This is a genomic window from Mesotoga sp. UBA6090 (genome assembly GCF_002435945.1).
Classification (GTDB): domain Bacteria; phylum Thermotogota; class Thermotogae; order Petrotogales; family Kosmotogaceae; genus Mesotoga.
The window spans coordinates 1-24,344 of sequence record NZ_DIXC01000049.1 but is presented as its reverse complement, the minus strand read 5'-3'; the positions used below and the strand labels follow the sequence as shown (position 1 = coordinate 24,344).

The 24,344-nt window shown below is 48.0% G+C and carries 21 protein-coding genes and 1 tRNA gene; 14 read left to right on the top strand and 8 right to left on the bottom strand.

The features are described 5' to 3' along the window. Positions 1–928: 928 nt before the first annotated feature. Positions 929–1,180 carry a hypothetical protein gene (locus B3K42_RS07545; protein WP_414674523.1) on the bottom strand — a complete coding sequence of 84 codons (252 nt, stop codon included), beginning with the start codon at positions 1,178–1,180 and terminating at the stop codon, positions 929–931. 44 nt (positions 1,181–1,224) lie between these two features. Between B3K42_RS07545 and B3K42_RS07540 the strand changes: the two genes are divergently transcribed. Further along, the gene (locus B3K42_RS07540; protein ID WP_292598068.1) at positions 1,225–1,671 is read left to right on the top strand and encodes a hypothetical protein; all 447 of its coding nucleotides are present in this window, start codon (positions 1,225–1,227) and stop codon (positions 1,669–1,671) included. 76 nt (positions 1,672–1,747) lie between these two features. Here the strand turns inward: B3K42_RS07540 and B3K42_RS07535 are convergent, their stop codons facing one another. Further along, positions 1,748–3,532: a 5'-nucleotidase C-terminal domain-containing protein gene (locus tag B3K42_RS07535; protein WP_292598065.1), complete on the bottom strand. Its 1,785-nt coding sequence runs from the start codon at positions 3,530–3,532 to the stop codon at positions 1,748–1,750. 77 nt (positions 3,533–3,609) lie between these two features. Further along, the gene (locus B3K42_RS07530; protein ID WP_292598062.1) at positions 3,610–4,095 is read right to left on the bottom strand and encodes a ferritin; all 486 of its coding nucleotides are present in this window, start codon (positions 4,093–4,095) and stop codon (positions 3,610–3,612) included. Between the two features lie 241 nt (positions 4,096–4,336). On the opposite strand from B3K42_RS07530, the gene B3K42_RS07525 reads away from it, so the two are divergent. The 7 genes from B3K42_RS07525 (at position 4,337) to B3K42_RS07495 (ending at position 11,961) form a co-directional block, all read left to right on the top strand. Further along, the gene (locus B3K42_RS07525; RefSeq protein WP_292598059.1) at positions 4,337–5,395 is read left to right on the top strand and encodes a BMP family ABC transporter substrate-binding protein; all 1,059 of its coding nucleotides are present in this window, start codon (positions 4,337–4,339) and stop codon (positions 5,393–5,395) included. 52 nt (positions 5,396–5,447) lie between these two features. Next, entirely contained in the window at positions 5,448–6,974 is a 1,527-nt protein-coding gene (locus B3K42_RS07520) for an ABC transporter ATP-binding protein (RefSeq protein WP_292598056.1), read from the top strand. Beyond that, the gene (locus tag B3K42_RS07515) at positions 6,971–8,086 is read left to right on the top strand and encodes an ABC transporter permease (RefSeq protein ID WP_292598053.1); all 1,116 of its coding nucleotides are present in this window, start codon (positions 6,971–6,973) and stop codon (positions 8,084–8,086) included. The genes B3K42_RS07520 and B3K42_RS07515 overlap by 4 nt, the downstream gene beginning before the upstream one ends. Beyond that, positions 8,079–9,017: an ABC transporter permease gene (locus tag B3K42_RS07510; protein WP_292598051.1), complete on the top strand. Its 939-nt coding sequence runs from the start codon at positions 8,079–8,081 to the stop codon at positions 9,015–9,017. Before B3K42_RS07515 ends, B3K42_RS07510 begins: the two co-directional genes overlap by 8 nt. A gap of 253 nt (positions 9,018–9,270) precedes the next feature. Next, entirely contained in the window at positions 9,271–10,242 is a 972-nt protein-coding gene (locus B3K42_RS07505; protein WP_292598048.1) for an ABC transporter substrate-binding protein, read from the top strand. A gap of 4 nt (positions 10,243–10,246) precedes the next feature. After that, positions 10,247–11,260, top strand: a complete 1,014-nt coding sequence (locus B3K42_RS07500) for an ABC transporter permease (RefSeq protein ID WP_292598044.1) — start codon at positions 10,247–10,249, stop codon at positions 11,258–11,260. Further along, positions 11,239–11,961, top strand: a complete 723-nt coding sequence (locus B3K42_RS07495) for an ABC transporter ATP-binding protein (RefSeq protein WP_292598041.1) — start codon at positions 11,239–11,241, stop codon at positions 11,959–11,961. The genes B3K42_RS07500 and B3K42_RS07495 overlap by 22 nt, the downstream gene beginning before the upstream one ends. Here the strand turns inward: B3K42_RS07495 and B3K42_RS07490 are convergent. The 4 genes from B3K42_RS07490 to B3K42_RS07475 all read right to left on the bottom strand — a co-directional run bounded on the left by B3K42_RS07490 (position 11,947) and on the right by B3K42_RS07475 (position 18,467). Then, positions 11,947–13,065 carry an FAD-dependent monooxygenase gene (locus B3K42_RS07490; RefSeq protein WP_110990302.1) on the bottom strand — a complete coding sequence of 373 codons (1,119 nt, stop codon included), beginning with the start codon at positions 13,063–13,065 and terminating at the stop codon, positions 11,947–11,949. The genes B3K42_RS07495 and B3K42_RS07490 overlap by 15 nt on opposite strands. Next, positions 13,058–14,221, bottom strand: coding sequence for an MFS transporter (locus tag B3K42_RS07485; RefSeq protein WP_110990301.1), 1,164 nt, complete (start codon positions 14,219–14,221; stop codon positions 13,058–13,060). Before B3K42_RS07485 ends, B3K42_RS07490 begins: the two co-directional genes overlap by 8 nt. Before the next feature lie 95 nt (positions 14,222–14,316). After that, positions 14,317–16,464 (bottom strand): sodium-translocating pyrophosphatase, encoded by a 2,148-nt coding sequence (locus B3K42_RS07480; RefSeq protein WP_110990300.1) that lies wholly within the window; start codon positions 16,462–16,464, stop codon positions 14,317–14,319. 44 nt (positions 16,465–16,508) lie between these two features. Further along, positions 16,509–18,467, bottom strand: a complete 1,959-nt coding sequence (locus tag B3K42_RS07475) for an ATP-dependent helicase (protein WP_110990299.1) — start codon at positions 18,465–18,467, stop codon at positions 16,509–16,511. An 84-nt stretch (positions 18,468–18,551) separates the two neighbouring features. Here B3K42_RS07475 and B3K42_RS07470 point away from each other — a divergent pair, with 84 nt between their 5' ends. The 5 genes from B3K42_RS07470 (at position 18,552) to ribF (ending at position 23,119) form a co-directional block, all read left to right on the top strand. After that, entirely contained in the window at positions 18,552–19,580 is a 1,029-nt protein-coding gene (locus B3K42_RS07470; protein WP_110990298.1) for a potassium channel family protein, read from the top strand. A 143-nt stretch (positions 19,581–19,723) separates the two neighbouring features. Next, positions 19,724–20,083: a cupin domain-containing protein gene (locus B3K42_RS07465; RefSeq protein WP_110990297.1), complete on the top strand. Its 360-nt coding sequence runs from the start codon at positions 19,724–19,726 to the stop codon at positions 20,081–20,083. Positions 20,084–20,945: 862 nt separating this feature from the next. Continuing rightward, positions 20,946–21,317, top strand: coding sequence for a 30S ribosome-binding factor RbfA (rbfA, locus tag B3K42_RS07460; protein ID WP_110990220.1), 372 nt, complete (start codon positions 20,946–20,948; stop codon positions 21,315–21,317). Next, a complete protein-coding gene (truB, locus tag B3K42_RS07455) occupies positions 21,310–22,230 on the top strand; it encodes a tRNA pseudouridine(55) synthase TruB (RefSeq protein WP_110990219.1) in 921 nt (306 codons plus the stop codon). The genes rbfA and truB overlap by 8 nt, the downstream gene beginning before the upstream one ends. Before the next feature lies 1 nt (position 22,231). Continuing rightward, on the top strand, positions 22,232–23,119 hold the full coding sequence (gene ribF / locus B3K42_RS07450) for a riboflavin biosynthesis protein RibF (RefSeq protein WP_258367204.1): 888 nt from the start codon (positions 22,232–22,234) through the stop codon (positions 23,117–23,119). On the opposite strand, the gene B3K42_RS07445 is transcribed toward ribF, so the two are convergent. Further along, positions 23,105–23,896 (bottom strand): alpha/beta hydrolase, encoded by a 792-nt coding sequence (locus B3K42_RS07445; protein WP_110990217.1) that lies wholly within the window; start codon positions 23,894–23,896, stop codon positions 23,105–23,107. The genes ribF and B3K42_RS07445 overlap by 15 nt on opposite strands. Positions 23,897–23,979: 83 nt before the next feature. Here B3K42_RS07445 and B3K42_RS07440 point away from each other — a divergent pair. Beyond that, positions 23,980–24,054: transfer RNA gene (locus B3K42_RS07440), tRNA-Glu, on the top strand. Positions 24,055–24,344 lie beyond the last annotated feature (290 nt).

The window sequence follows — 24,344 nt, the reverse complement described above, 5'->3', positions numbered from 1 at the left end:
TCCCGCCTTTTCCCGTAACGTTCACTACCATGGCTCTTTACCACAGCAGCTTACGGTGGTTCGAAACCTCCACCTGCATGGCGGCTTCGAGGGGCCCTCCCTCATCTTCGATTAAGCACGGCTAGAAGTTCCCTTCTTCGCCTTCTTGGCACACTGGAACGAAGAACAAATTCCCTTTTTGGACAGGCAACGAAGGCCGGTTTTTCACAGCGATCAGCGGGTTTTATGTTCTTAAGCGTACAGCGGTTCTTAGGTGCGAGATCCCGTACAGGATCCCTGAACAAGACCCCAAACAGAACCCCTGAACAGGAGATTTTCAGGGCAGGCTCTACGGGATGACAACTTCTTCATGTCATCCTGACAATGCTACTGGTCAGGATCTCGATTTGTAACGCGAAAAAGGGACCTTAGAAACTGGTCTGCCCCAATTTCATTTGTAGTCTTGCAACTTGGAACTGACAACTTGCGACTCTTCTTCCCTGCGTACAGCGGATCTAGGAACGAAGAACAGATTCTCGCTCTGTAACGAAGAGCTTCTTTCTTTCAAAGGTCGTTCGTACTTCGAGAAGACTGTTGCAAGTTCCAGGATGCGGTTGTAGTTACAGAGGCGGCGAGTTGTGCAATAGATGATGGTAAAAGCGTAATGGAAAATGAGACGAAATTCGTCCGCCCTTGAAATTGCTGGCGTAGTGACGTTTCCATTGACTTGAAAGAAGGAGGGGCCTCGTCCAAAACGAGGCCTAGCAGTTGAATCTGAGGAGCTACGTTTCCTTTCATATTATCGAACTAAGATTACTCCATCAGGATTAACTCTGTTTTACACTATCGGTACCATATGGAAACTAGTATTTTAACGCCCTTTTCCAGCTTCGGACAAAGAAGCTGAAAGCGGACTAGATCCTTCCCTAAATCGGTGCCGAAATCTGTTTCACTTCTCTTCTTCTATTTCAAGCTCCTCAAGAGTTGTTCTCAACCATTTGAGCGATCTTTCGATCAGTGGTCCACCCATGCCCTCGCACTCCATGCTCAGAGTTCCAGTGTATCCGTGGTCCCTTAGCATGGCGATGATTGTCTTTATGTTGTCTGAATTAACGCCATCTCCAATTGCCGAATGACTAATGCCGATTCCGGTGTCCTTTCCCCTCATGGCGGCTGCGAGGTCTTCAGAAACATCTTTGATGTGAACATGCTTTATCTTGTCAATGAAGCGCCTGCAGAAGGCTAATGGAAACGCTTTCAGCTAGATCAAGAGAGGCGATTAATAGAGCAGAGAAAAGCGGTAATTTCACCCAAGAAGATTATCAGGAAGCAGTTTCGGAGTTCTACGGCAAGTTCGTTTGCAGAATGGAACCCTGGCCAGAGTGCATGAACGAGGCCATCGCAGGCATGGGGGAAGACGTCTACAACTATATGTACGGTCCAAGCGAATTTACGGTAACGGGTGTCCTGAAGGATTACGACTGCAGTTCACGGCTTGGCGAAATCAACTCTCCCGTTCTACTGACCTGCGGAAAGTACGACGAGGCAACGCCCGAGGCAACCGCTTTCTACACAGAGAAGTTTTCGAACGGTGTTATGAGGGTATTTGAAGAGTCTTCGCATGAGCACCATCTCGAAAAGCCGTTAGAATATATCCAGGAAGTTAGGCAGTTCCTAACCCGCGCTGAATAGAAATCCTAACAGAACCAGCCTTCAAAATTGTCGCCGCTCTTGTGAGAATGTTTTAGTATAGCCAGAAGGTTCAGTTTTATGGAATCGCAGGTCTGTAGATAATCAGTTCTGTGCCGGTCGGGATACTTCGAACTCTTGTGAGGTCGGGGTTGTATTTCATAATCTCAGAGGCGCTAATTCCATACATTTCTGCTATAGACCTCAATGTCTCGTTCCACCCTATCGTGTGAACTAATCCCGTTCCCACGGACCAGTTTTCGTCTAATGTAGCGCTTATGACTTGCCGCTCCAGCACGTAATCCGTCATGATTTCCGAAATGTCGAGCATTATCTCCCTTTCAACGGGCCTGCCTTCAAACATGTGATATCCGCCTCCACCCCCTGATCGATAGCTGTTCAAGACGACCTCATAAGTCTCGTTCATTTCGAGAGGCTTTCCATTTCGCCTTAGACTTAGAACTCTCTCTCCGACAGGTCTATCCACGGCGATGATATACTCGATTCCCTCCCACATATCATAGTCACAGTGCATTGGCTTTGACGTCAGGCAACTCTCCGTGAGAGCAATCTCGTTGTCCGCGTAAGTGAAGTACTCGGCGCTTTTCTCGAGGGCAGTCTTGATATCGGCGCCGGTTACTTGAAGAACTTTCAGGGAATGCGAAAAAGGATATGCAGAAATGACATCACGAATAGTGATGGGGCCTGTCTTCCATCCAGTGATATCGTCCGTTAGGATCGAGGCACATGAAATACTTGCGCCTGTTGCTTCCATCTGAACCTTATTGATAAACTCAATTAGAGCATTGTCTTTCAATCTAGCTTCAAAGTGGTCTGATATATAAGAGTCTCCTATGGAGAAACCGGCACGTTGATCGAGCCAGCTCTGAACCCGGTTCTCGAAATCTCCTAACGTTTCCAGCAGAGCCTTGTCGCCATCATACGTCTCCATCGACACAAGACCAACGGACTTGTCGATAATCTTCCAGCGACCGTTTCTCTTCTCAAGTCCCAGTTCAACTCTGCCGACGAAGCTTCCCCGACTCGAAGGCTGAGAAACTACAACTCCATCTACTATCTCCGCAATGGCTCTGTGCTGATGACCGGTCAACATCACATCAATTCCCTCGACTCGTTTTAATATCTCGTAACCGGCATTCTCCCCAGTAAACTCTTCAGTGGGCTCGCCAGTTGCCAGATCTCTTTCAAAGCCTCCGTGGTAAGCGACTACTAAAACATCTGCCTCTTCTCTCAGCAAAGGAACATATTTCTCAGCGACACACACTGGATCGAGAAAGGAAAGGCCCGCGATGTGTTCGGGATCTTCCCATTTCTGTATGATAGTCGTTGTAAGGCCGAGAATCGCGATCCTCAAGTTCTCATCGTCACTTTCGAGGGTGAGTATCTCATAGGGGGGAAAGACAGGATCTTCACTACCTTCAAAGACTATGTTTGCACAAAGAAAGGGGAACTCTGCGCAATAGACGGCTTCCTCCAGAGTCTTTGGCCCGTAGCTGAATTCGTGACTCCCTATGGCGGAAGCTGTGAATCCGATCATGTTCATGGCCCTTATTACCGGATTGACAGTGGAGTCATCTATTCTCGAAAAGTAGTATGAAATCGGGGTTCCCTGAATTAGATCCCCCGTATCTATGACGATGGTATTCGGATTCGTCGATCTCATATGATTGACGAAACTCGATACCTTTGCCAGCCCCACAGCTGCGTAGTTCCCGGTTGCATAATCTACTGGGAAGATATTTCCATGAATGTCACTCGTATGGAGAATCGTGAGTTGAAGATCGGAAGCAAGTAATAGAGTTGAAAAAGCTATGATGAAGATTAGAGAAAGCAGTCTCCGCATTTTCACCCCCCCTTTATCTCGAGCTGGTGCCGTCCGGCGAGAAAGAAAAGCGGGATGCCAAGGCATCCCGCAGAGATCTATCTCTCTTCGAGCTTCGAATCAATCATGAAGATTCCATTCACGTGGTCGCCGACCATTTTCAGCCGCTTGACTATGTTCCTGAACGTCTTCTCCTCTTCTACCTGCTCCGTGACATACCACTGAAGAAAATCATTGGTTGCGTAATCTCCATCTTCATCGGAAATCGTGACGAGATTATTGATCCGTGAAGTGATGTATTTCTCATGTTCAAGTCCTTTTTCGAACACATCTAGAATCGACTTGTAGCCAATGGTCGGTTTCTCAATGCCAGGAATTTCAACGGTTGCATCTACGTCCTTAAGGTAATCAATAAACTTCATTGCGTGCCCTTCTTCCTCTTTTGCCTGTTTCCACATGAAGTTTTCTGTTCCAAAGTATCCATTCTTGTGAGCCCAGGCAGCCATACCCATGTAAATAAACGCGGATTCAAATTCGGCCTTTATCTGGGCGTTGATCTCCTTTTCCATTCTTGCAGTTATCATAGTTAGCCTCCTTCTCTATTTTGTATAAACGTCAACACTTCCTTCATCATATTTTACCACCGCGAAGAGAAGTCTCAAACTATCTTAATGAGAAGTACCCCAAATGTCGCGGAAAGCTGTTTTAATAGACTTATACACTCAAGCGTCTTTTCGATTACTCATCGGCTTTCGATTTGGATTGTCAATCTCATAAATGTATAATTTCTACGTCAGGAAAACCTATTTCACTACAAAGGGGGTAATGACAGTGAGGAAGCTTTTCTTGTTCTTCTCGGTACTGCTGATTGCAGCGGCGCTGATGGCTGCACCACTGAAAGTAGCTTTTATCTATGTTGCACCCGTCGGCGACGGTGGCTGGAGCACGATGCATAACGAAGGTAGACTGCATCTGGAGAGAGTCTTCGGTGATCAGGTGGTAACGGATTTCATTGAGAGCGTACCTGAAGGAGCTGAGGCTGAAGTCGTATTCAGAGGATATGCCCAGAGAGGATATGACCTCATCTTCGGAACCAGCTTCGGCTACATGGACAGTATGGTAAAGGTATCGCAGGCCTTCCCGGATTCAACCTTCATGCACTGCTCCGGTTACATGACTACCGACAATTTGGGGACCTACTTCGGCAGAATGTATGAGCCGAGATTCCTTAGCGGTCTGATAGCAGGTGCAATGACGAAAACCAACATTATTGGTTACGTCGCCGCCTATCCAATACCAGAGGTAATACGTGGAATCAACGCCTTTGCGATGGGTGTTCAGTATGTCAATCCCGATGCAAAGGTCCATGTAGTCTGGTCCAACACCTGGTTTGATCCTGCAAGAGAGAAAGAGGCAGCAGAATCACTTCTCGATGTAGGTGCCGACTTGATAACACAGCACCAGGATTCACCGGCTCCACAGCAGGCGGCAGAAGACAGAGGCGCGCTTTCAATAGGATACAACAGCGATATGAGTGCCTTCGCTCCAAACGCATTCCTCGCAGCCCCTGTATGGAATTGGGGTCCTTTCTACGAGTACGTAGTGAGAAACGTGATTGAGGGAACCTGGACCAACGAACAGTACTGGGGAGGAATCAAGGATGGTGTTGTCGATATCTTCGTAGCTGATCTTGTTCCAGATGGCGTGGCAAAACTCGTGATGTCTATGAGAGAGGCGATCGTTCAGGGCCTTATGCACCCCTTCGACGGGCCTGTTTACGACCAGACGGGTGCACTGAGATACGCAGAAGGCGAGAAGCCTACCGATGCAGAGCTTCTCAGCATGGATTGGTTTGTAAACAACGTAGTGGGAAAGATTCAGTAATGTTGTGAGGGGCCGCCCGGCCCCTCGATTTCTTTCTTTGGAGTGATTTTTCTTGGCTGAGCTTCCGGTTCTTGAAATGAGAAACATCACCAAAGCCTTTCCAGGTGTAATAGCAAATGAAAACATCTCTCTTGACCTAAAAAAAGGCGAAGTTCATGCTCTCCTTGGAGAGAATGGAGCAGGAAAAACAACTCTCATGAACATACTGTTCGGTATATACAAGGCCGATGAGGGAGAGATATTCATGGAGGGCAAGCAGATTTCCGTGTCTTCTCCTCACAACGCTCTTAAATACGGGATAGGTATGGTTCAACAGCACTTCACGGTAGTACCGTCGTTCACGGTCGCCGAAAACGTTGTACTCGGACTTAAGGAGACGGGCTTCTTCGTAAAGACCAAAACAGTAGAATCAAGTATAAAGAAACTTGGTGAAAGCTACGACATTCCAGTGAATCCCAGGGCTCGAGTCTGGACTCTTTCGGTTGGGGAGAAGCAGAGAATCGAGATTCTGAAGCTGCTTTACACAGGCGCTAAAGTCATCATTCTTGACGAGCCGACGGCAGTCCTTACTCCTCAAGAGACGGAAGTCTTGTTCAAAGCAATAAGAAAGCTTGTGAGTGAAGGCTCTTCAGTAATCTTCATAAGTCACAAGCTGGACGAGGTTCTTGAGATTAGCGACAGAGTTACCGTGCTGAGGGGCGGAAAAGTTATTGGAACTGAGGAGAGAAGTTCAATTGATAGAAGATCCCTGGTGAGAATGATGGTGGGGAGGGATGTGCTGCTAGATTTCGACAAACCCAAGACCAAGCCGGGAAGAACGGTACTCCAGGTGGAGAATCTCACCGTCAAGAATGACAAGAATCTTGAAGCAGTAAGAAGTCTCAGTCTAAGCATAAAGTCGGGCGAAATATTGGGGATTGCCGGAGTTGCCGGAAACGGTCAGAGAGAACTTGCAGAGGCAATTTACGGTCTTAGAAACCCTGTGCAGGGCAAGGTGGTGTTAAACGATAAAACTCTTCGTCACACTGACGTCGCCCAAAGAATAAAGGGTGGCGTGGCATTCATACCTCAGGACAGAAGAGCCCTCGCAACTTGTCCTTCACTGTCAATAACCGAAAACATGTTCATGAAGAACGCTCACACCAACTATATTCCTCAGTCGCCCTTCAACGTTAACATTAGCGCAATGCAGAAGGCTACAGAAGAATTGATTAGCAGTTATTCGATATCCACCCCTTCGACGAAGACAGCCGCGAAATTTCTTTCAGGCGGAAACCTGCAGAAACTGGTCCTTGCCAGGGAACTGTCCACTAAACCCTGCCTCATCATAGCGGAGCACCCCACAAGAGGACTTGATATTGGAGCCATGGAATTTGTCTACAGAACTCTTCTTGCTCACAAAGAGCGCGGAGCGGCCGTTTTGCTTCTGGCCGGCGAACTGTACGAAATATTCAGGCTTTCGGACAGGGTTGCAGTAATGTATGAGGGAGAAATAATGGGATATACGCCTCCTGATCCGAAATTCACCGAGGAGATCGGTTTCATGATGGCCGGTTCAAAGCAGGGGGAGATAGCGTGAGAATAAAAATCGAGAAGAGACTGACAGTCCCCAAATACTCCTCGATCCTTGTCCCTGTTCTTTCTGTAGCGCTCGCTCTGTTTCTAATGGGCATAATCTTGCTGGTATTCTTCTATGGACGGCTGGGAAGCCTCTCGCTTGCATTCCGCGAAACATTTGAAGCATACAAAGAGATGCTCACGTGGCCATTTGCCAACAAGTATGGAATCTTCAGCACGCTGATGAGAATGGTCCCTCTCGCCTTTGTGGGATTGGGTCTGTCATTTGCCTATAGAATGAAGATATGGAACATTGGCGGTGAAGGCCAGCTCTATATGGGAGCATTAGCCGCTACCTGGGGAGCTCTGTTCTTATTCAAAGATGTCACTTCACCGGTACTGATGATTATCCTTATTTCAATTCTCGGAGCGGCAGCGGGTGGCATTTGGGCCTTGATTCCAGCATTAATGAAGGCTTTTGCAAAGACCGACGAGATAGTGGTAACTCTCATGCTCAACTATGTCGCAATATTCTGGGTGGATTATCTTGTCTATGGACCGTGGAAAGACCCCAAAGGCTACGGCTTCCCCGGGACGGCTCCTTTCCCCGATCAAGCAAGGTTGCCGACTCTTTTCAAAGGCGAGTTCCACGTTGGCTTCTTTATTGCTGTTGCCCTTGCGATAGTCCTTTACTATGTCTATAAGCGAACAAGATGGGGAATGAATTCGAAAATCGTTGGAGACAATGCTCAGGCGGCCAGGTACTCGGGAATCAGCATAATAAAGTACACAATCATTGCACTTGTTGTCAGCGGAGCAATAGCAGGGTTGGGCGGAGCCGTACAGATGATGGGCATTCAGCACAGACTGCAACACGGTTTCTCTCCAGGATACGGCTACACTGCAATCATCGTGGCCTGGCTGGCCAAGTTGAACCCAATTGCAATTCTACTTGTCGCATTTCTCTTCGGCGGGCTGCTCGTAGGAAATGATCAGCTTCAGATGTTCTATAAGCTGCCGATGGCTCTGATATCGGTATTCCAGGGGCTGGTACTTTTTAGCCTTCTCGGTGGAGAGGCAATTTCCAAATATAGGTTGAGGGTATCGAGAGAGGAGGCTGCCACGAATGAATAATATTGAGTCTTTCATTCTCTCGACACTCAGCGCTACCGTTAGGGCTGGAACTCCGCTGCTTTTTGCGGTCCTCGGCACGATATTCACGGAGAGGTCGGGTGTCATGAATCTTGGGCTAGAAGGATTTATGCTGATTGGTGCGATAGGAGGCTTTGTTGCTTCTTACCAGACGTCGAGCCTTCTCGCTGCAATTCTAGTTGCAATGCTTGCAGGAGCTATTCTTGGTCTGGTCCACGCCTTTTTCACAGTGACTCTGAGAGTAAATCAGATCGTGAGCGGACTTGCTATCACGATGCTTGGCACAGGCCTCAGCGGACTCTGGGGAAAGGATTATATAGGCGTAATCGCCAGACGTTTTGAACCGATAAAGATCCCCGTTCTTTCCGAGATACCATACATTGGTCAGATCCTATTCAGCCATGATCTCCTGGTCTACATAAGCTTTATTATGGTTCCGCTCATGTGGTTACTCATATACAAGACGCGTCCTGGGCTTACGCTTCGTGCAGTTGGTGAATCTCCCGATGCCGCAGACGCCAAAGGAATAAACGTCTTTGCAGTGAGATACTTCTACACGATACTGGGAGGTTCCATCACGGCAATCGGGGGAGCTTATCTTTCGCTTGCTTACAACTCCATGTGGATCGAGAACATGACTGCAGGAAGAGGCTGGATCGCCATAGCTCTTGTGCTATTCGCCACCTGGGATCCCGCAAAGGCATTGATCGGAGCATATCTCTTCGGCGGAATCACTGCCCTTGGATTGAGATTGCAGGCAGTCGGGGCGCATATTTCGCCGGACTTTCTGAAGATGCTTCCATATCTTCTCACGATCGCCGTTCTGTTCTTCACCTCTACAGACACACTGAAGAGAAAGGTGGGGGCTCCGGCGTCATTGGGAGTACCGTATTCAAGAGAAGAGAGAACCTAACGGAAACAAAACGTTTGTCTTTAATCTTGATCCGTAACATTCATTTGTGGTATAAATTTCCTATCAAGATATTCGGAGGTTAATGCGATGACTCGAGCGGCATATGTAAGCTACGTATACGCTTATTGGTTTAGGAGGAACGTCCTTTCTTCGGACTCCTCCGGTGTGTGCTTGAGTTAAAATACACTAGAGAGTATAAAGAGAGAGGACGTGAGAAACGTCCTCTCTTTTTTTATATCAGGAGGGATGTAGAATGAAGCGGGTTCTTGTATGTTTGGTGCTACTTTTTGGAGTTCTTGGTTTATCTATGCAGACGGTAGGAATTACGGCAATCGTTGAACACCCGGCACTCGATGCGGTAAGGGATGGGGTAATTGACGTACTCGAAGAGAACGGCTTTAAGCACGGAGAGAACATAGTAATCGACTTTCAGAACGCTCAGGGCTCGGTTTCAACCGCGGTTACTATCGCTAGACAGTTTGTTTCGACTAACCCGGCAGTAATGGTGGGTATCGCCACCCCATCTGCACAGGCGCTGGTAAATGCTTCCAAGACCATTCCAATAGTCTTCAGTGCTGTTACGGATCCAGTCAGTGCCAGTCTAGTTCCTTCATTTGGCAAAAACCCGGGAAATGTCGTTGGAATAAGCGATATGACGCCTGTAAAGACTCAGCTGCAGCTTCTCAAACTAACTCTGCCACAAGTCGAGACGGTAGGGATTATCTACAATTCAGGAGAGGCAAATTCTGTAACGATAAGAGAATTTGCAAAAGAGGCTTGTGACGCTCTTGGACTGAAGCTTATTGATATCACAGGCTCCACGACGGTTGAAATGGTCACCTCTCTTAACGCTCAGATCAAAGACGTCGATGCTATCTACATCGGTACTGACAACACCGCGGCCTCAAGCATAGAATCGATTTCTAAAGTAGCTTTGAGAGAGAATATCGCAATCGTCGCGGCCGATATTGACATCGCAAGATCCGGCGGACTGATAGGCTTTGGATTCAACTACTACCAGGTAGGTAGAGCCACCGGGGAACTTGTCGTTGAGATTCTTATGGGCACTCCTCCATCGGAACTCGAGACGAAGATACTTGGCCAGGATTCCCTGATTCTTTTCGTCAACACAGACATAGCCGAGCAGATCGGTGTTGAAATCCCACAATCAGTTCTGGATCTTGCCAATCTCGTAGTAACTGATGGTGTAGAGACCAAAAGGTAGTAAGATGGCGATTCTGGAACAGGGATTAATAATTGGCCTTATGGCCCTGGGAGTGTACATATCTTTCAGAATAGTTGATCTTCCAGATCTCACAACGGATGGATCCTTTGCGCTGGGTGCCGCTGTTGCCGTAAGAGCTGTTGTCTCCGGACTACCTGCCTGGGTAGCGATAGCGTTAGCGGCAGGTACCGGGGCGCTTGCGGGGAGCATCACTGGAACCATCCACAGAAAACTCAAGATCAACGTTCTTCTAGCCGGAATATTAGTCATGACAATGCTTTACTCAGTAAATCTCAGGGTAATGGGTGGCCCCAATCTCCCTGTTCCTAGAGTCGTTCCAGAGAGAGCAACCCAGAGTTTCGAAGAGATGAGCGGAAGCACAGGTTTGGAAAGTCTATTTGAAGAGATCGATATAGATACTGAGAAGAGAGAGTCAAGAACAACCGTTGTCGCCAAGAACATCTTCAACAACGATCTCGACGGTTCGGATTTGACGCTCATAATTCTGGTGATTTCTGCTGTGATAGTAGTTCTGTCAATTGCTTTAAAGTCTGATCCGGGAATGACACTGAGAGCTTTTGGCAGTAATCCCTTAGGGGTGGTTTCCTTTGGAATCTCGCAGAATGTTCTTGCCATTGCGGGGCTTACCATTGCCAACTGTATTATTGGGCTGAGCGGCGGTCTTTTCGCTCTTTACAGCGGGTTCTCAGATGCAACAATCGGTCAGGGAATGGTTGTTACAGGTTTGGCATCGGTAATAATGGGTGAGATTCTTCTGGGAAGAGTCAAGCTGTTCTATGGTCTTCTCTCACCAATAGTGGGAGGAGTGATCTATCAGGCACTTCTCTCTCTTGCAATGAGATATGGCTACAGGATTGGCTTTCTTGCAAGTGACATGAAACTACTTACAGCAGTCTTTATAATCACGGTAATTGGATTGCGTCAGCTCTCCTCGAGCGGGAAAAAACGAAAGGTGAAACAGGAGGTGAAGAGGTTGTGGTCGAATTCAAAGATCTAACGGTAGTTTACAATCAGGGGATGGAAAACGAAAGAGTCGCTCTGAAGAATGTAAGCCTGACAATTCCCGAAGGGCAATTTGTTACCATAGTGGGGCCCAATGGAGCAGGCAAGTCAACCCTTCTGAAAGTAATCCTTGGTGAAATTCAGCCCACGTCGGGTCTATATATAATCGACGATAAGACTATGAATTGCATGAAACCGCACAGGCTTGCGGAGTTCATCGGAAGAGTCTATCAGGAGCCAAATACGGGAATATTCCCGGCTCTTACTATTGCCGAGAACTTGATAATCGCATCGAAGAAAGGCAACAGGCCCTTCAGGTTCAGTTCTGTCAAAGAAGAGGCGATAACTCTTCTTAGGGGTCTAGGTCTTGGACTGGAAGACAGAATGAAAACGAAGGCTGGAGAGCTCTCGGGAGGGCAGAAACAGTCTCTTGCAATGGTAATGGCCATCTTGTCGAAGCCCAGACTGCTGCTTCTCGACGAACACACGGCTGCGCTTGATCCGGACAGCGCCTCCAGAGTAATGGAACTGACAGCAAGAATCAACAGAGAGTACGACATAACGATAATCATGATAACTCACAACATGGAGATCGCTAATTCTTACGGAGAAAGGTTGATGAGATTGATCGAGGGTGAAGTTGTAAACGATGGAATAAGAGAGATACTGTCCAGAGCGACTTCAGTTATGTGTTGAGCGACTCTTGACTCCACTCGTGAAGAGACTCTTTAAAGTGAGCCGGTAAGGACCTTTCACATAACCGCTCAAATAATTGATCAACAGTTTGCCGGCCGTTCTTCCCTTAAGAAGATCTAGTTTCTCATCCAAATTCGCGTTGAAGCTCTTCCTGAAGGCGTCTGCGATCTGCAGATGCCTCGCAATAGGGAAGAGCCTTTCCAGGTATCTTTCGTTTGCGGTCTTTCCTTTGTGACCGTCTTCAACTATCGACAGGGCCGCCTGCCTCCCTGAATCAAGTGCAAAATCAATTCCCGCACCAATCCAGTTATCGACAAGACCTGCGCTGTCCCCTGCAACCAGCAAATTCGTGTATATGTTGTTCAAACTAAGAACTACATCGGTATTGAAAGTAGGGATTGGTGCCCCCCGCAAATCAATCTCTTCATCGAAAGATCTCTTTATCAAGGTACTCATCTCTTCATAAGAGGGAGTCTTCTCCGAATCGGGGTAAACCCCACCTCCAACAGAGTCGAAAGACCCACCAGGGAAACTCCAAAGGTAACCATTGGGGATAAAGGTGACGGAAGCACTTCCCGTGGGAGAGCTGTAACCGTGGGATACGATGCTGTAACATGGCGGCTCCAGCCCTATGAGCTTCGCTCCGAAGACTCCCGCAGAAATGATTACATAGTCTGAAGTGAACTCTCCATCTTCTGTTCGGACCACGAAAGCATCCTCGCTTTTGTTCACCTCTCTTACTCTTGAGCAGACAAACTCTCCCCCTCTATCAATGACGGATTCCAGCAGAGTGCTATCGAATTCCTTTCTGTCGACGGTCGTGAATATCGGCTTTTTTGAAACCAGCGTCACCAGATGTTTGACTGATCCATCTGTAATCTTACTGAGGGCAAGCTCGAAGCTTTCAAAACCATCTATCTCCACTTCAGGAAATATCTGCGAGATCGTTTTTCGCGTTCGAGGTGTAAGTCCTCCAGCGCAACCTTTCTCCCTGGGAAAACTGCGCGAGTCTAAAAGGGTGAAGTCAACACCCTCTCTAAGAAGTGTTCTTGACGCTGCCAAACCGGCAGGTCCCGCACCAATCACTGTGACTTTCTTATGCATTTCTTTTCACCGCCCTGAGCCTCATTATGAGAAGCACTACGACAATCTCTAGGAAGATCAGAAACATTATGAATACAACACCGGCCATCATACCAAACTGATGGCCGAGGAAGCCAACAAAGAAATTAGCAATTGCGCCGCCAATCGATGCGGCTACTGTGAACATGCCAATTGCAAAACCTATTCCATTCTTCATAGTAGATATCAAGATAGCCTGAAGTGTGGGGAAAGTTCCTGAAAACCCAAACCCCGCAAATACTACTGCCACTCCGATCGCTATGGCCGATTGAAGAAGCAATGCTGCTCCAAATGATACAAAAGCAATTATGACCATCATCAGAAGCGACCGCTCGTATCCAAGTTTATCGACGAAGAATCCGGCAAGTAATCGCCCGACGAAAATTCCCGCCCAGAGAAGAGCGGGAAAGATGCTTGCATATCTCATATCTATCCCCTTAGTCTCAAAAACGAAGCTTGAAAGCCATGAAGTGAAACCGATCTCATAACCCACATAGAGAAGGACTCCTGCCATGATGAGCCAGAAGATCTTCTGAGAAAAGACCTCGTTCTTGAACTGAGTCGCTTTTTCACTCGTTCCAACAAAGGGAATTCTTAAGAGAAACGGAACAAAGGCAACTAGAAGCACCGCTCCAAAAAGGCCTACCAGAAATGGCTTCCACCATGAGTTATAATCCACAAGAAAAGCAGCGACGAGAAATGGCGAAATAATAGAACCAACAGCAAATAACGAATGCATCAGGTTGAGCGCTCCACCGGGCTTTCTATAATTCATTCCGGAGACCCCAATACCAATTGAGGTCTCCATGGCACCAGTTCCAAAGCTCACGGCCATGCTTCCAATCAGAAGAAGCGCGAACGACCGTCCGATCGAGAGAACGGTCAGTCCTCCAGTAAAAGAGAAGATGCCCAAAGCGAGCAATTTAAAAGGTCCGAGACGATTTGTAAGCGCACTCACAACGAAAGCCGACGACATGAAGGCGAGCGTTGGAAGTGAAAGCAAGACGCCTGCAATCTGATGATCGATCCCGAAACTTTTCTCGATTGCCGGGAGCGCGCTGCCAAGTATTATTGAGGTAAATCCAAAGAGAAAAAAACCGTATGACGAAATCATGCTGAAAGCTTTCTTGGTTTCCATGAGAGAATTCTAACACGGCCAGCCGATACTTTGAAATGAAGGGATTCCCAAAGAAAACGCGGCCCCTGAGGCCGCGTTTTAGAAAGATATCTCCTTCACATGAAGAACGGTGTCACCGGGAAGAGAGAACCAAAGACCAGAGAAACTACAGCCATGAGCTTTATTAGAATATCCATTGAGGGTCCAACCGTATCCTTGAGGGGGTCTCCTACGGTGTCACCTACAACAGCCGCTTCATGGGTTGGAGTTCCTTTTCCTCCGTACTCGCCGGTTTCGATAAACTTCTTGGCATTGTCCCATGCCCCACCTGAATTGGCACTGAAGATGGCTATCATTATCGCGCTTGAAAGTCCACCCACCAGCAAACCGGCAACTGCCGAGCGGCCAAAGAGAAATCCGATTATGAACGGTGAAGCAATCGCGACCACACCGGGAGTAAGCATTCTGCTAACGGCTCCCTTTGTAGTTATCTCTATACATTTCTTGTAGTCAGGCACCGCCTCGCCAGTTCTGATTCCCGGATTCTCTTTGAACTGTCTGCGAATCTCCACTATCATGAGGTTGGCCGTATCGGCTACCCCCTTGATCAACAATGAAGTGAAGAAGAAGGGAAGCATTCCGCCAATTAGGATCCCGATTAGTGTGTACGGTTCTACGAGGTTGATTACGGGATTGTTCACAATCTCATTTGCAGTCCCTGCAGAGCCCCATATGTATGAGACTATCAACGCCAGAGCGGCAAAGGCTGCAGAACCTATGGCGAAGCCCTTGCCTATTGCAGCAGTCGTGTTGCCGACAGAGTCCAATCTGTCTGTCAGCTTTCTGACCTTCGGATCGAGATTGGCCATCTGAGCGATTCCACCCGCGTTGTCCGCTACCGGTCCGTAAGAGTCTACTGAAACAATGTATCCGACAAAGGAAAGCATTCCAAGTGCAGCGATCGCGATTCCATATACACCGGCAGACCAGTAAGCACCAAGAATTGCCATTGCTAGTGTTATCACGGGCCAGAGCGTACTGCCCATTCCAAGCGCGAGACCGCCTGTAATATTGATTGCTACGCCGCTTTGAGTATCCTTGGCGAGCTTTCTTGTCGGTTTGTAATGATCGGAAGTGTAGTACTCACTGAGCTTGGAGATGATTATCCCCGCAATCAGTCCCGAAGCTATTGCAAAGAACAGTCTCCACCTTGAAACGAATTCGGGATTGATTATGAAGGTGTCCTTGAAAGGATAATCCGGTGCTGCAATTCCGATTACAATCGCCACGAATCCGAGAACAAGAGCCCCGGTAAATAAGTTCCCGAAACTCAGACTCTTCTGTGCATCCTTTGTTTTCATATTTGCTACTACCAGCACACCGATCAGCGAGGCAAGCACGCCTGCTCCGGCAATAAGAACGGGAAGGATAATCAGTCCATAATACTGAGCCTCTGTCATCGTTCCATGATCTGCAAACTTCATGAAGATCGCCAGTACTATCGCAGATACTATCGATGCAACGTACGACTCCAAAATGTCTGCACCGAGACCAGCGACATCTCCCACGTTGTCACCGACGTTGTCGGCGATAGTTGCTGGATTCTTGGGGTCATCCTCTTCAATATGTTCCTCAATCTTCCCCACAAGATCGGCACTCATATCGGCGGCTTTCGTATACATGCCTCCGCCCACCCTGTCGAACAGAGCTATCAGACTAGCACCGAGAGAATAGGAACTGATGATCATTACTCCATCTATATAGGAGATCCTCCCGAATGCTTTTGAGATATCTGTGATGCTCTCGAATAGGAACGAGCTCTTGAAAACCAGCATCACAATCGCCAGACCGGTCAAAGAGAAGCCCGCGACGGCAAGCCCCATTACTGAACCGCTTGAAAAGGCTACCTTGAAGGCGCTTGAGAGTCCGCTCTCTGCTCCGGCTGCCACCCTTGCATTAGCTCTTGTTGCCGCATACATTCCTATTACTCCTGCCAATTCAGAGACAAGAGCCCCGAATAGCAAGACTATCGGATATTTGAACGACTGAAAGATAATCCCGAGAGCGGCAGCCAGAATTACCGCCACAAGAAATATCTTTCTTGCTTCTTCTCCAAGGAATGCAGAGGCACCTTCTTGAATATACTTAGAGAGCTCTTTCATCCTGTCACTACCTTGCGAAAAACTAAGCGTTCGTCTCAACATGATGAAAGCAAAGATTGTAGAGATCATCCCTGCTACAAGTGGTAAGTACAATGAGTTCATTTCTTCTCCCTCCTAGTTACTTCTATATTGCAGCCTAATTGTGGCTAAAAATTCCAGCTAACATCCCATCGTTCAAAACAGTCTTTCGGCAACTTCTCCACAAAATCGTGTCCGCTTCTGAAGACATATCTATTTCCTATCATAGGTCTTGACCTGCCGCCTTTCTGCCTGAGTATGTAAAGATAATCTTTTGCTCTCGTAACAGCCACATAGAAAATTCTCTCTTCTTCGCTTAATGAACCCTCGATTATGGCCATGGAATTGGGAAAATCACCGGGATTGACGGCAAGAATAAAGACAACTTCCCATTCCAGTCCCTTCGCTTGATGAACTGTGGTGAGAACGACAGACGGCTGCTTCTCCGCCGACTCTCGCTCGATGTCGATTTTTTCGCTGACAGCAAGGTCCTCGAGGAGGTCGGAGATCGATTTGTACCGTCCTGCTATTTCGATCATCCTCTCAACATCCATCCTTCTTTCTCTGGCATCTTGAAACTTCTCGTCCAAGTAGTCGCCGTAGAAATCCGTATAGAATCTCCTGATTATCTCCGAAGGAGGTTCTTCTTCGCCAATGTCGCCGAAGATACTGACCATTTTATCCAGCTTAACACGGTTGCTCACATGAGAACTCACAACATCGACCGGCTTGTGACCGTCATTCACGGCAGCTGTTATTCCCTGGATTATTTTTAGCGAGGTTGTATTACCTACGCCTGGAAAAAGTCTTAGAAACCTTCCCCATGAGATTTGATCCAGCGGGTTTTCAATTACTTTCAGCACCGCCAGAATATCCTTCACATGAGCAGTCTCTGTAAATCTCGGCCCAGAGTAGAGCGTGAAATTCATCTTCCTTTTGTCCATCTCCATCTGGAGTTCCAGTGAATGATAATGAGAACGATACAAGACTGCTATGCTTTCAGGGTCTATCCCATCGTCTATATGTTCCTGTATTCTTTGAGCCACAAACGATGCTTCTTCAAGGTTGTCCCAGGTCTCGGCGACAACTGGAATCGGGCCATTCATCCGAACGGCCCTAAGTTGCTTCTCAATCGAGTCTTCAGGGACTATAGTATTGATTAGCTCAACGATTTGAGGGGTGGAACGGTAATTGGTCTGTATCTTGAAGATCTTGGCGTCCTTTGCAGCAAGAAAGTCATAGACGTTCTCAAACCTCGCGCCACGGAAAGAGTAGATAGATTGAGCGTCATCTCCTACAACGATCAGGTTGCCATGAACAGAAGAAAGCATCTCCACAAGTCTGAACTGAAGAACGTTGGTATCCTGAAACTCATCGACCAAAACCCATCTGAACCTTTCCGACTCCTTCTTCAAGATAGCGGGATTCTCATTAAAAAGCTTGAGAGCCTTCAGAAGGAGATCGTCATAGTCTACACAGTTCTGACGAGTCTTCTCCTGAACATATCTCTTCCAGATCTCCTCAATCTCATCGTACGAACCTAGAAACTTCCTGTTCTTTCTTACTGTCGACTCTCTCAGGGAGGAAAGAACATTGACCGAGTACGAATAGATGCTCTGTAATACACCGGCAGAGGGGAGAGTCGAGCTGTTGATTCCCTTCCTCTCCTCGAGAAGTTCTGTCCTGCAATGTTTTATCAGATCCTTGGCATCCTCTCTATCAAGGATCGTGAAGTTTTCCATCAACTCGGCCGCTCTGGAATACTTTCTCAAGAAATAGTTGCAGACATGGTGGAACGTGCCTGAAAGCATTCCATGAAGATTCGATCCGCTAGTCCGTCTTGCTCGATCAATCATTTCCCTAGAGGCCGCGCGCGTAAAGGTAACAAGAAGGATATTTTGCGGACTTATAGAGCTTGATACAAGGTGTGCGATCTTGTATGTTATAACCCTTGTCTTTCCAGAACCAGGGCCCGCAACTATTAATGAACGTCCGTTTGATTCGACGACAGCCTTCAGCTGCTCCTCGTCGAGTCCTTCACTTAGAAATCCGGGAATTTCAGAACTTTTGAGAGTATATTTCTTCATCGACCACAGCGGCCCCCTTCTGCTAAGATTTTACCATAACGGAGAAATGGCTTCACTCAGACTCTACTTGATTCGGAGGGATTGATGAACAACGAAACCGGTGGTGTAAGACAGATTGTTGTCTCTCTTGTTCTGTTACTGGCAGTGTTCGTAATTGGAATCGCAGGATACTCGATAATTGAAGGCTATAACCCGATCGACTCCTTTTTCATGATAATGATAACGATATCGACTGTTGGGTACAGCACGCCCACTGATCTCTCTCAGTCGGGAAAGATATTCACGAGTCTGATTATTCTGGCCAGTATTACGATAGTTGTGTATGCAGTCTCCAACATTACTGCCTTTCTTGTAGAAGGGCGTGTGAATAAGATGATCAGGAGGAGAAGGATATTGAAGACCATTCAGAAGCTCGAAAATCATTACATAGTAATCGGGGCGGGAGACTTGGGGTCTACAATCGCTCATGAGATGTGCAAGAGAAACAACGATGTGGTGGTAGTAGAAAAGAACGAAGAAAGGCTCAGGGATCTTACAACAAGAGAGGGAGGAAAACTCATCTATATCTCGGGAGATGCTACCGAAGAAGAGACTTTGAAGAATGCCGGGGTTGATACTGCCCAAGGGCTGCTCGCCTGTCTACCCGATGATGTGGACAACATATTCGTTGTCCTTACGACTAGAGGAATTAACAAGCAGATGAAGATTATCTCCAAGGTTACCCACCGCGAAAACATAAACAAACTCACCTATGCTGGCGCCGACAAAGTAATCCCGATTCAGGAAATCGGCGCATATAGAATGGTGTCAATGATGCTCAATCCAACTATAACAGGATTTCTCGACAGCATTTCTCAGTCCGGGTCACTTCAGATGCGCTTTGAAGAGGTCAAGGTACCCTACACTTTCGCTAAAGAGGGGATGTCGCTGGAGGCTTTGAAGATCCCGCAAAAAACCGGCTTGATAGTCATTGCAACAGTCAAGGATGGAGTCAGCAAGTTCAACCCAAGCGCTTCTACAATAGTCAAGCCGGGAGACAGTCTTATGGTGCTCGGCGAGCACGAGCAAGTTGTTAAACTTCAGACTCTGCTAAACGCCGGCCTGGAGGATTGATTGCTGAGTAAGACACCGTCCAGAGATTCCGAAAGGAACTAACCGGGCCTTTCTGAACAATTATCGGTTGATAGAGATTTCCAGACTCTCACAGACAAGATCACTCTTAATCATACACTTGGTTCTGAATAGGAGGAATGAAAATGGCAGACAAAGCGATAAAGTATTCGGCAAAAGGAGTGGACTTCGCACCCGGAGTGAAGGGATTCTCAGCGAAGGCCGTGGAGATAAAATCCCCATTCTCAGGGAGACCTGAGGCCCACAAGTATCAGCACGACCTGTATGTTGTAATTTCGGGAACTGCGAAGGTAAAGACTGGAGAGCTCAGCGGTGAGATCAAAGAAATCTCCGATGGCGAGTACAGGAGTGACGAAATGATTGTCGAAGAAGAACACGTCCTGCAAATAGGTGATTCACTGCTCATTCCTACCGGGGTAGGCCACTCGCTAATCGTCGAATCCGGCTCCTATTCACAATGGGTCTTCAAGATCGACAAGCAGTAACCTGGTCGCGGTGAAGAACCGTCCTTCGTTGTCCGTCCAAAATCATGGACCCGTCCTTCGTCAAGACCCAAGCCCAGATCCTGACCAGGATCATTGTCAGGATGACGTGAAGGGTCTGTCATCCCGTGATGCAACTGCACGGGATCTCGCATTTAGCAAGAACCGCTCTACGCTTAAGTCAAGGACCCGCTGATCGCTGTGAAGACAACGTTGTCCGTCCAAGAAAAAGAATTTGTTCTTCGTTCCAGAGCGAGGATCTGTTCTTCGTTCCTAGCTCCGCTGAACGCTGAAAGAGCCGAGAAAGAGCATTTAGGAGAGTTCGCTGCGCTCACGAGAAGACGAGAGCGACCGTCTTGCGCTCTCTCCTCTTCTCACACTCCTTAACCAAGAACGAATAACCTGGACGCGCAGTGTCGGAACGAAGAATTGCTCTTTCCAAGAACAGTTCCTAAGGCTCTTGCCAGACCCTAGACCCCACAACCCTAGACCCGGTCATCGCTCTCTCTTGCGTCTCGGAGGACTGTGAACGGCTAACGGAGAACCTTGTCTAATGTGACTGGCCTGAGTTAGTGACCGACCACTTTTTGTCTTCTGCTTTGCGCCTGTGAGAGGGCTTCCCCCTCTTCGGGCGAACAGCCGTTCGCCCCTACAAGAAGAATATGATTCTGAATGGGATCACAAATAGAGAAGATCGGCCTGCGTAGCAGACTGGATTTGAGGATCTTTCCCCGCGAAGCGGGCCTTGCGTCCACTGATGCTCTTCAGTGCATTGCGTCCCGCCGCAGGCGGCGTTGCGTTCATTTTCATCGTACAACTTCCCGAACTCGCTTTGTAGGTTATAATTATCCAGGAGGTGAGAGCTATGGCAAGCACTTACAGAAGAGAGATGTTGGAGTCAGAGATATTGAAGGTTCTCACGGTAGCTCTATCATCTTACACCAGCGAAAAAGACTCACTGGGCATGGCTTCCATTGTCAGGGTCGAGCTAACCAAAGACAAACGGTTCGCAACCGTGTACGTGAGTCTAATGGGCCCCGATGACAAGAAGAAGAAGCTCGTTAAGAAACTGAACGAAGACAAGGGGTTCTTTAGAACTGCCATTGCAAAGAACATCAGGCTTTTCAAGGCCCCCGAGATTCGTTTTAAGGAAGACACGGGAATTGAGGCAAGCTTGAGAGTGGCCAAACTGCTCGAGCAGATCGAAAAGGAGAAGAACGACACGGAAAATGAATGACGGAATCGTACTTGTTGACAAGCCAGTCGGCGTGACTTCTCACGATGTTGTCAACTTTCTTCGAAGAAAACTGAATACAAAGAAGATAGGCCATGCGGGAACGCTCGACCCCTTTGCCAGTGGGCTTCTCATAGCCGGAGTGAAAAAAGGGACGAGAGTGCTTGAGTACTTTCTCGACATGGACAAGACATACAGGGCAGAGCTCGAACTGGGACGAATAACGGACACATTTGACAATACGGGGAAGACGGTTGAAGAGAGAGAAGTTCCTGCGCTTTCCGAGGATGAGATAGTTTCTGTCTTGAAGTCCTTTGAAGGGGAGTATCTTCAGGTGCCTCCCGCATACTCTGCCAAGAAGTACAACGGAGAAAGACTTTACAAGCTTGCACGGGAGGGAAAGATCATCAACCTTCCGCCAAGAGCGGTAAGAGTGTATTCAATGACAAATATAAGCTATTCGAGAGAAAGGATTACCTTTACTGCGAGAGTCTCAAAGGGAACCTACATAAGGTCGCTGGCGATGGACATAGGCTATAAGCTCGGCTGTGGAGCGACTACTACAAACCTCCGCCGGACCTCGCAAGGAAGGTTTTCAGTCGACAGCGCTTTTCAGATCGACGATGTCTCCCAGATCTCAATCATTCCGCTGGAAGAAGCGGTTGACTTTCTTCCCGGCCTGCTCCTAAGCGATTCCGAGACCATGAACGTGCTGCTTGGCCGACAGATCTACGCCAGCGGAGTTGCCGGTATCCTGGGCAAATTTGCCAAGGATGAGATAATACGCATTGTTGGAAGCGACGAGCACCTTGTTGCGATAGCTAGATCCGAACGCACCTCCTCATTCGTAAAAACTCTACTTAGGAGGGGTTCTGTCGAGAGAGTGGCAAAACTCGTGAAGGTTCTCGGTGCCTGATATGTATGCAGCTTGCATTGGCAATTTCGATGGCGTTCATCTCGGTCACAGGGCAATCATGCAAAGGACTGTGGATCTTGCCGAAGATCTCGGTCTGCAAAGTGTCGCGATTTCGATTGTCTATCCCTGGGGATACTACTTCCCGAATTTTCCCGGAATTATCTACCCGGTCACGCACCGTCTCGAGCTGATTCTGTCATCTGGCATCGAAAAGGTAATGACGGCCAACATGTCGGAGATAAGATATCTCGAGCCTGAAGACTACATTTCAAACCTGATAAAGCAGGGTGTGAGAGTCGTTGTAGTCGGTAGCGATTTCACCTTCGGAAACGGCGCAAAAGGAAATGTGGGTCTCCTGAAGAAGCTCTCAGAAGAGAGAGATTTCAGGGTTGAGATAGTCCCCGATGCTATGCTTGACAACAGAAGAATAAGCTCAAGCTGGATAAGAGAGGCTCTCGCCAAAGGCGATATCGCCCTGGCCAACTCTCTCCTCGGGAAGAATTACGCTATAAGGGGAATCGTCTACAAAGACAAGCAGCTGGGGTCGAAGATCGGCTTCCCGACCGCAAACATATACAGGGGCGACGAAAGACTGGTGACGCCGAAATCAGGAGTCTACATTGTCAGATCCCGAATAGATTCAAGAGATTACTTTGGTCTGCTGAATGTGGGTTTCAGACCAACAATAAACACATCGGAGGAAGTCAAATACGAAGTCTACTTCTTCAACTATTCCGGAAACCTCTACGAGAGAAAGCTCGAGCTGGAAGTCCTCGAATTCATCAGGCCGGAGCTAAAATTCGAATCCGTCGACAAACTGATAGAACAGATCAGACATGATGAAAAAGTCTCAAGACGCTGGCTTGAGATCCACTCAGACATGCTCTGAGAAGAACGACGAGATCGCCCCGAAGAACTGAGGCCTCCTCTCTTCGTCGGCAAACATTTCGTGCTTTCCACCGGGGATCTCGAGTATTTTCTTCTCGGTTTCTATCTTCTCGTATAGCTCCTGAGCACCGACAGGATCGACAACCCTGTCTGCCGAACCGTAGACGATCAAGACAGGGACCTTGATCTTTCCCGCATTCGCCATCGCCATCTCAATACTCTCTTCAAGACCGAAGAAGAGATTCGGCGACACCCGGTCGTGGACATACGGATCTTCGATGTATCGCTTAACGGCCCTTTCATTGTGAGAAAGATCTGAAGGAGTGAATCGAGACGAACTGCTGAAAGTGGTCTTCGGCGCGATTCTTCTGATAACGGAAATCAGAGGGAGCAGATTCCTTACAGAATCCTTTGCAGAAAACAGATGCGGCGCACTGAGAGCAACCGCCTTGAAGGAGTTTGGATACTCCTCAACGACCCTAGCGGCGATAAGCCCGCCCATGCTGTGGCCGAAAAGAAAGACTGGAAGATCGGGCTGAACCTTTTTCACATCGTCCGCAAGCTGCTTCACAGCGGAAGTGAAGTCGCCGAACGACTTGATGAAGCCTCTCGTTCCTGCCTGCATGCCGTGCCCGGCAAAGTCTGTAGCGAACACACCGAAGCCTCTCCTATTAAGATAAGAAGCAAACCCGTCGTATCTCCCGCTATGCTCTCCTATCCCGTGACATATAACAACGTTCGCTTTAGCGTCTAGAGAAAACCACCGTCTGATAAACACCGAAACACCTCCTCGAAATGATTATATCTCTTAAGCAGGGGTGTTTACAAAAGCGGGAGACCATGATAATATTATTTCTGTTCGGCCCCATAGGATAACGGCTAGTCCACCGGATTCTCAGTCCGAAGGTCGGGGTTCGATTCCCCGTGGGGCTGCCATTTCCAAAACCGTTCCATTTGCTCCGAAATCGGTTAGAGTCTCCCGAAAGGGAGATTCTTCATTTTTAAGTGCTGCACTTCAACCCCCGCTCGAGCGATCAAACTGGACCTCATCTCCTCCGTCTCCCGCTCTCTCATTATCCCGTGGTTTTTAACCAAGAACCTGGACACGAAGTGTCGGAACGATGAATTGCTCTTTCCAAGAACAGTTCCTAAGGCTCTTGCCAGACCCTAGACCCCACAACCCTAGACCCGGCTCATACGCTCTCGGTCTGACCCTTGGTTATTGG

What these genes read in the sequence shown, in the direction of transcription:
- B3K42_RS07540 (WP_292598068.1), top strand. Translation starts at nt 1,225, where the DNA reads ATGGAAACGCTTTCAGCTAGATCAAGAGAGGCGATTAATAGAGCAGAG.
- B3K42_RS07535 (WP_292598065.1), bottom strand. Translation starts at nt 3,532, where the DNA reads ATGCGGAGACTGCTTTCTCTAATCTTCATCATAGCTTTTTCAACTCTA.
- B3K42_RS07530 (WP_292598062.1), bottom strand. Translation starts at nt 4,095, where the DNA reads ATGATAACTGCAAGAATGGAAAAGGAGATCAACGCCCAGATAAAGGCC.
- B3K42_RS07525 (WP_292598059.1), top strand. Translation starts at nt 4,337, where the DNA reads ATGACAGTGAGGAAGCTTTTCTTGTTCTTCTCGGTACTGCTGATTGCA.
- B3K42_RS07510 (WP_292598051.1), top strand. Translation starts at nt 8,079, where the DNA reads ATGAATAATATTGAGTCTTTCATTCTCTCGACACTCAGCGCTACCGTT.
- B3K42_RS07505 (WP_292598048.1), top strand. Translation starts at nt 9,271, where the DNA reads ATGAAGCGGGTTCTTGTATGTTTGGTGCTACTTTTTGGAGTTCTTGGT.
- B3K42_RS07500 (WP_292598044.1), top strand. Translation starts at nt 10,247, where the DNA reads ATGGCGATTCTGGAACAGGGATTAATAATTGGCCTTATGGCCCTGGGA.
- B3K42_RS07490 (WP_110990302.1), bottom strand. Translation starts at nt 13,065, where the DNA reads ATGCATAAGAAAGTCACAGTGATTGGTGCGGGACCTGCCGGTTTGGCA.
- B3K42_RS07485 (WP_110990301.1), bottom strand. Translation starts at nt 14,221, where the DNA reads ATGGAAACCAAGAAAGCTTTCAGCATGATTTCGTCATACGGTTTTTTT.
- B3K42_RS07480 (WP_110990300.1), bottom strand. Translation starts at nt 16,464, where the DNA reads ATGAACTCATTGTACTTACCACTTGTAGCAGGGATGATCTCTACAATC.
- B3K42_RS07475 (WP_110990299.1), bottom strand. Translation starts at nt 18,467, where the DNA reads ATGAAGAAATATACTCTCAAAAGTTCTGAAATTCCCGGATTTCTAAGT.
- B3K42_RS07470 (WP_110990298.1), top strand. Translation starts at nt 18,552, where the DNA reads ATGAACAACGAAACCGGTGGTGTAAGACAGATTGTTGTCTCTCTTGTT.
- B3K42_RS07465 (WP_110990297.1), top strand. Translation starts at nt 19,724, where the DNA reads ATGGCAGACAAAGCGATAAAGTATTCGGCAAAAGGAGTGGACTTCGCA.
- rbfA (WP_110990220.1), top strand. Translation starts at nt 20,946, where the DNA reads ATGGCAAGCACTTACAGAAGAGAGATGTTGGAGTCAGAGATATTGAAG.
- truB (WP_110990219.1), top strand. Translation starts at nt 21,310, where the DNA reads ATGAATGACGGAATCGTACTTGTTGACAAGCCAGTCGGCGTGACTTCT.
- ribF (WP_258367204.1), top strand. Translation starts at nt 22,232, where the DNA reads ATGTATGCAGCTTGCATTGGCAATTTCGATGGCGTTCATCTCGGTCAC.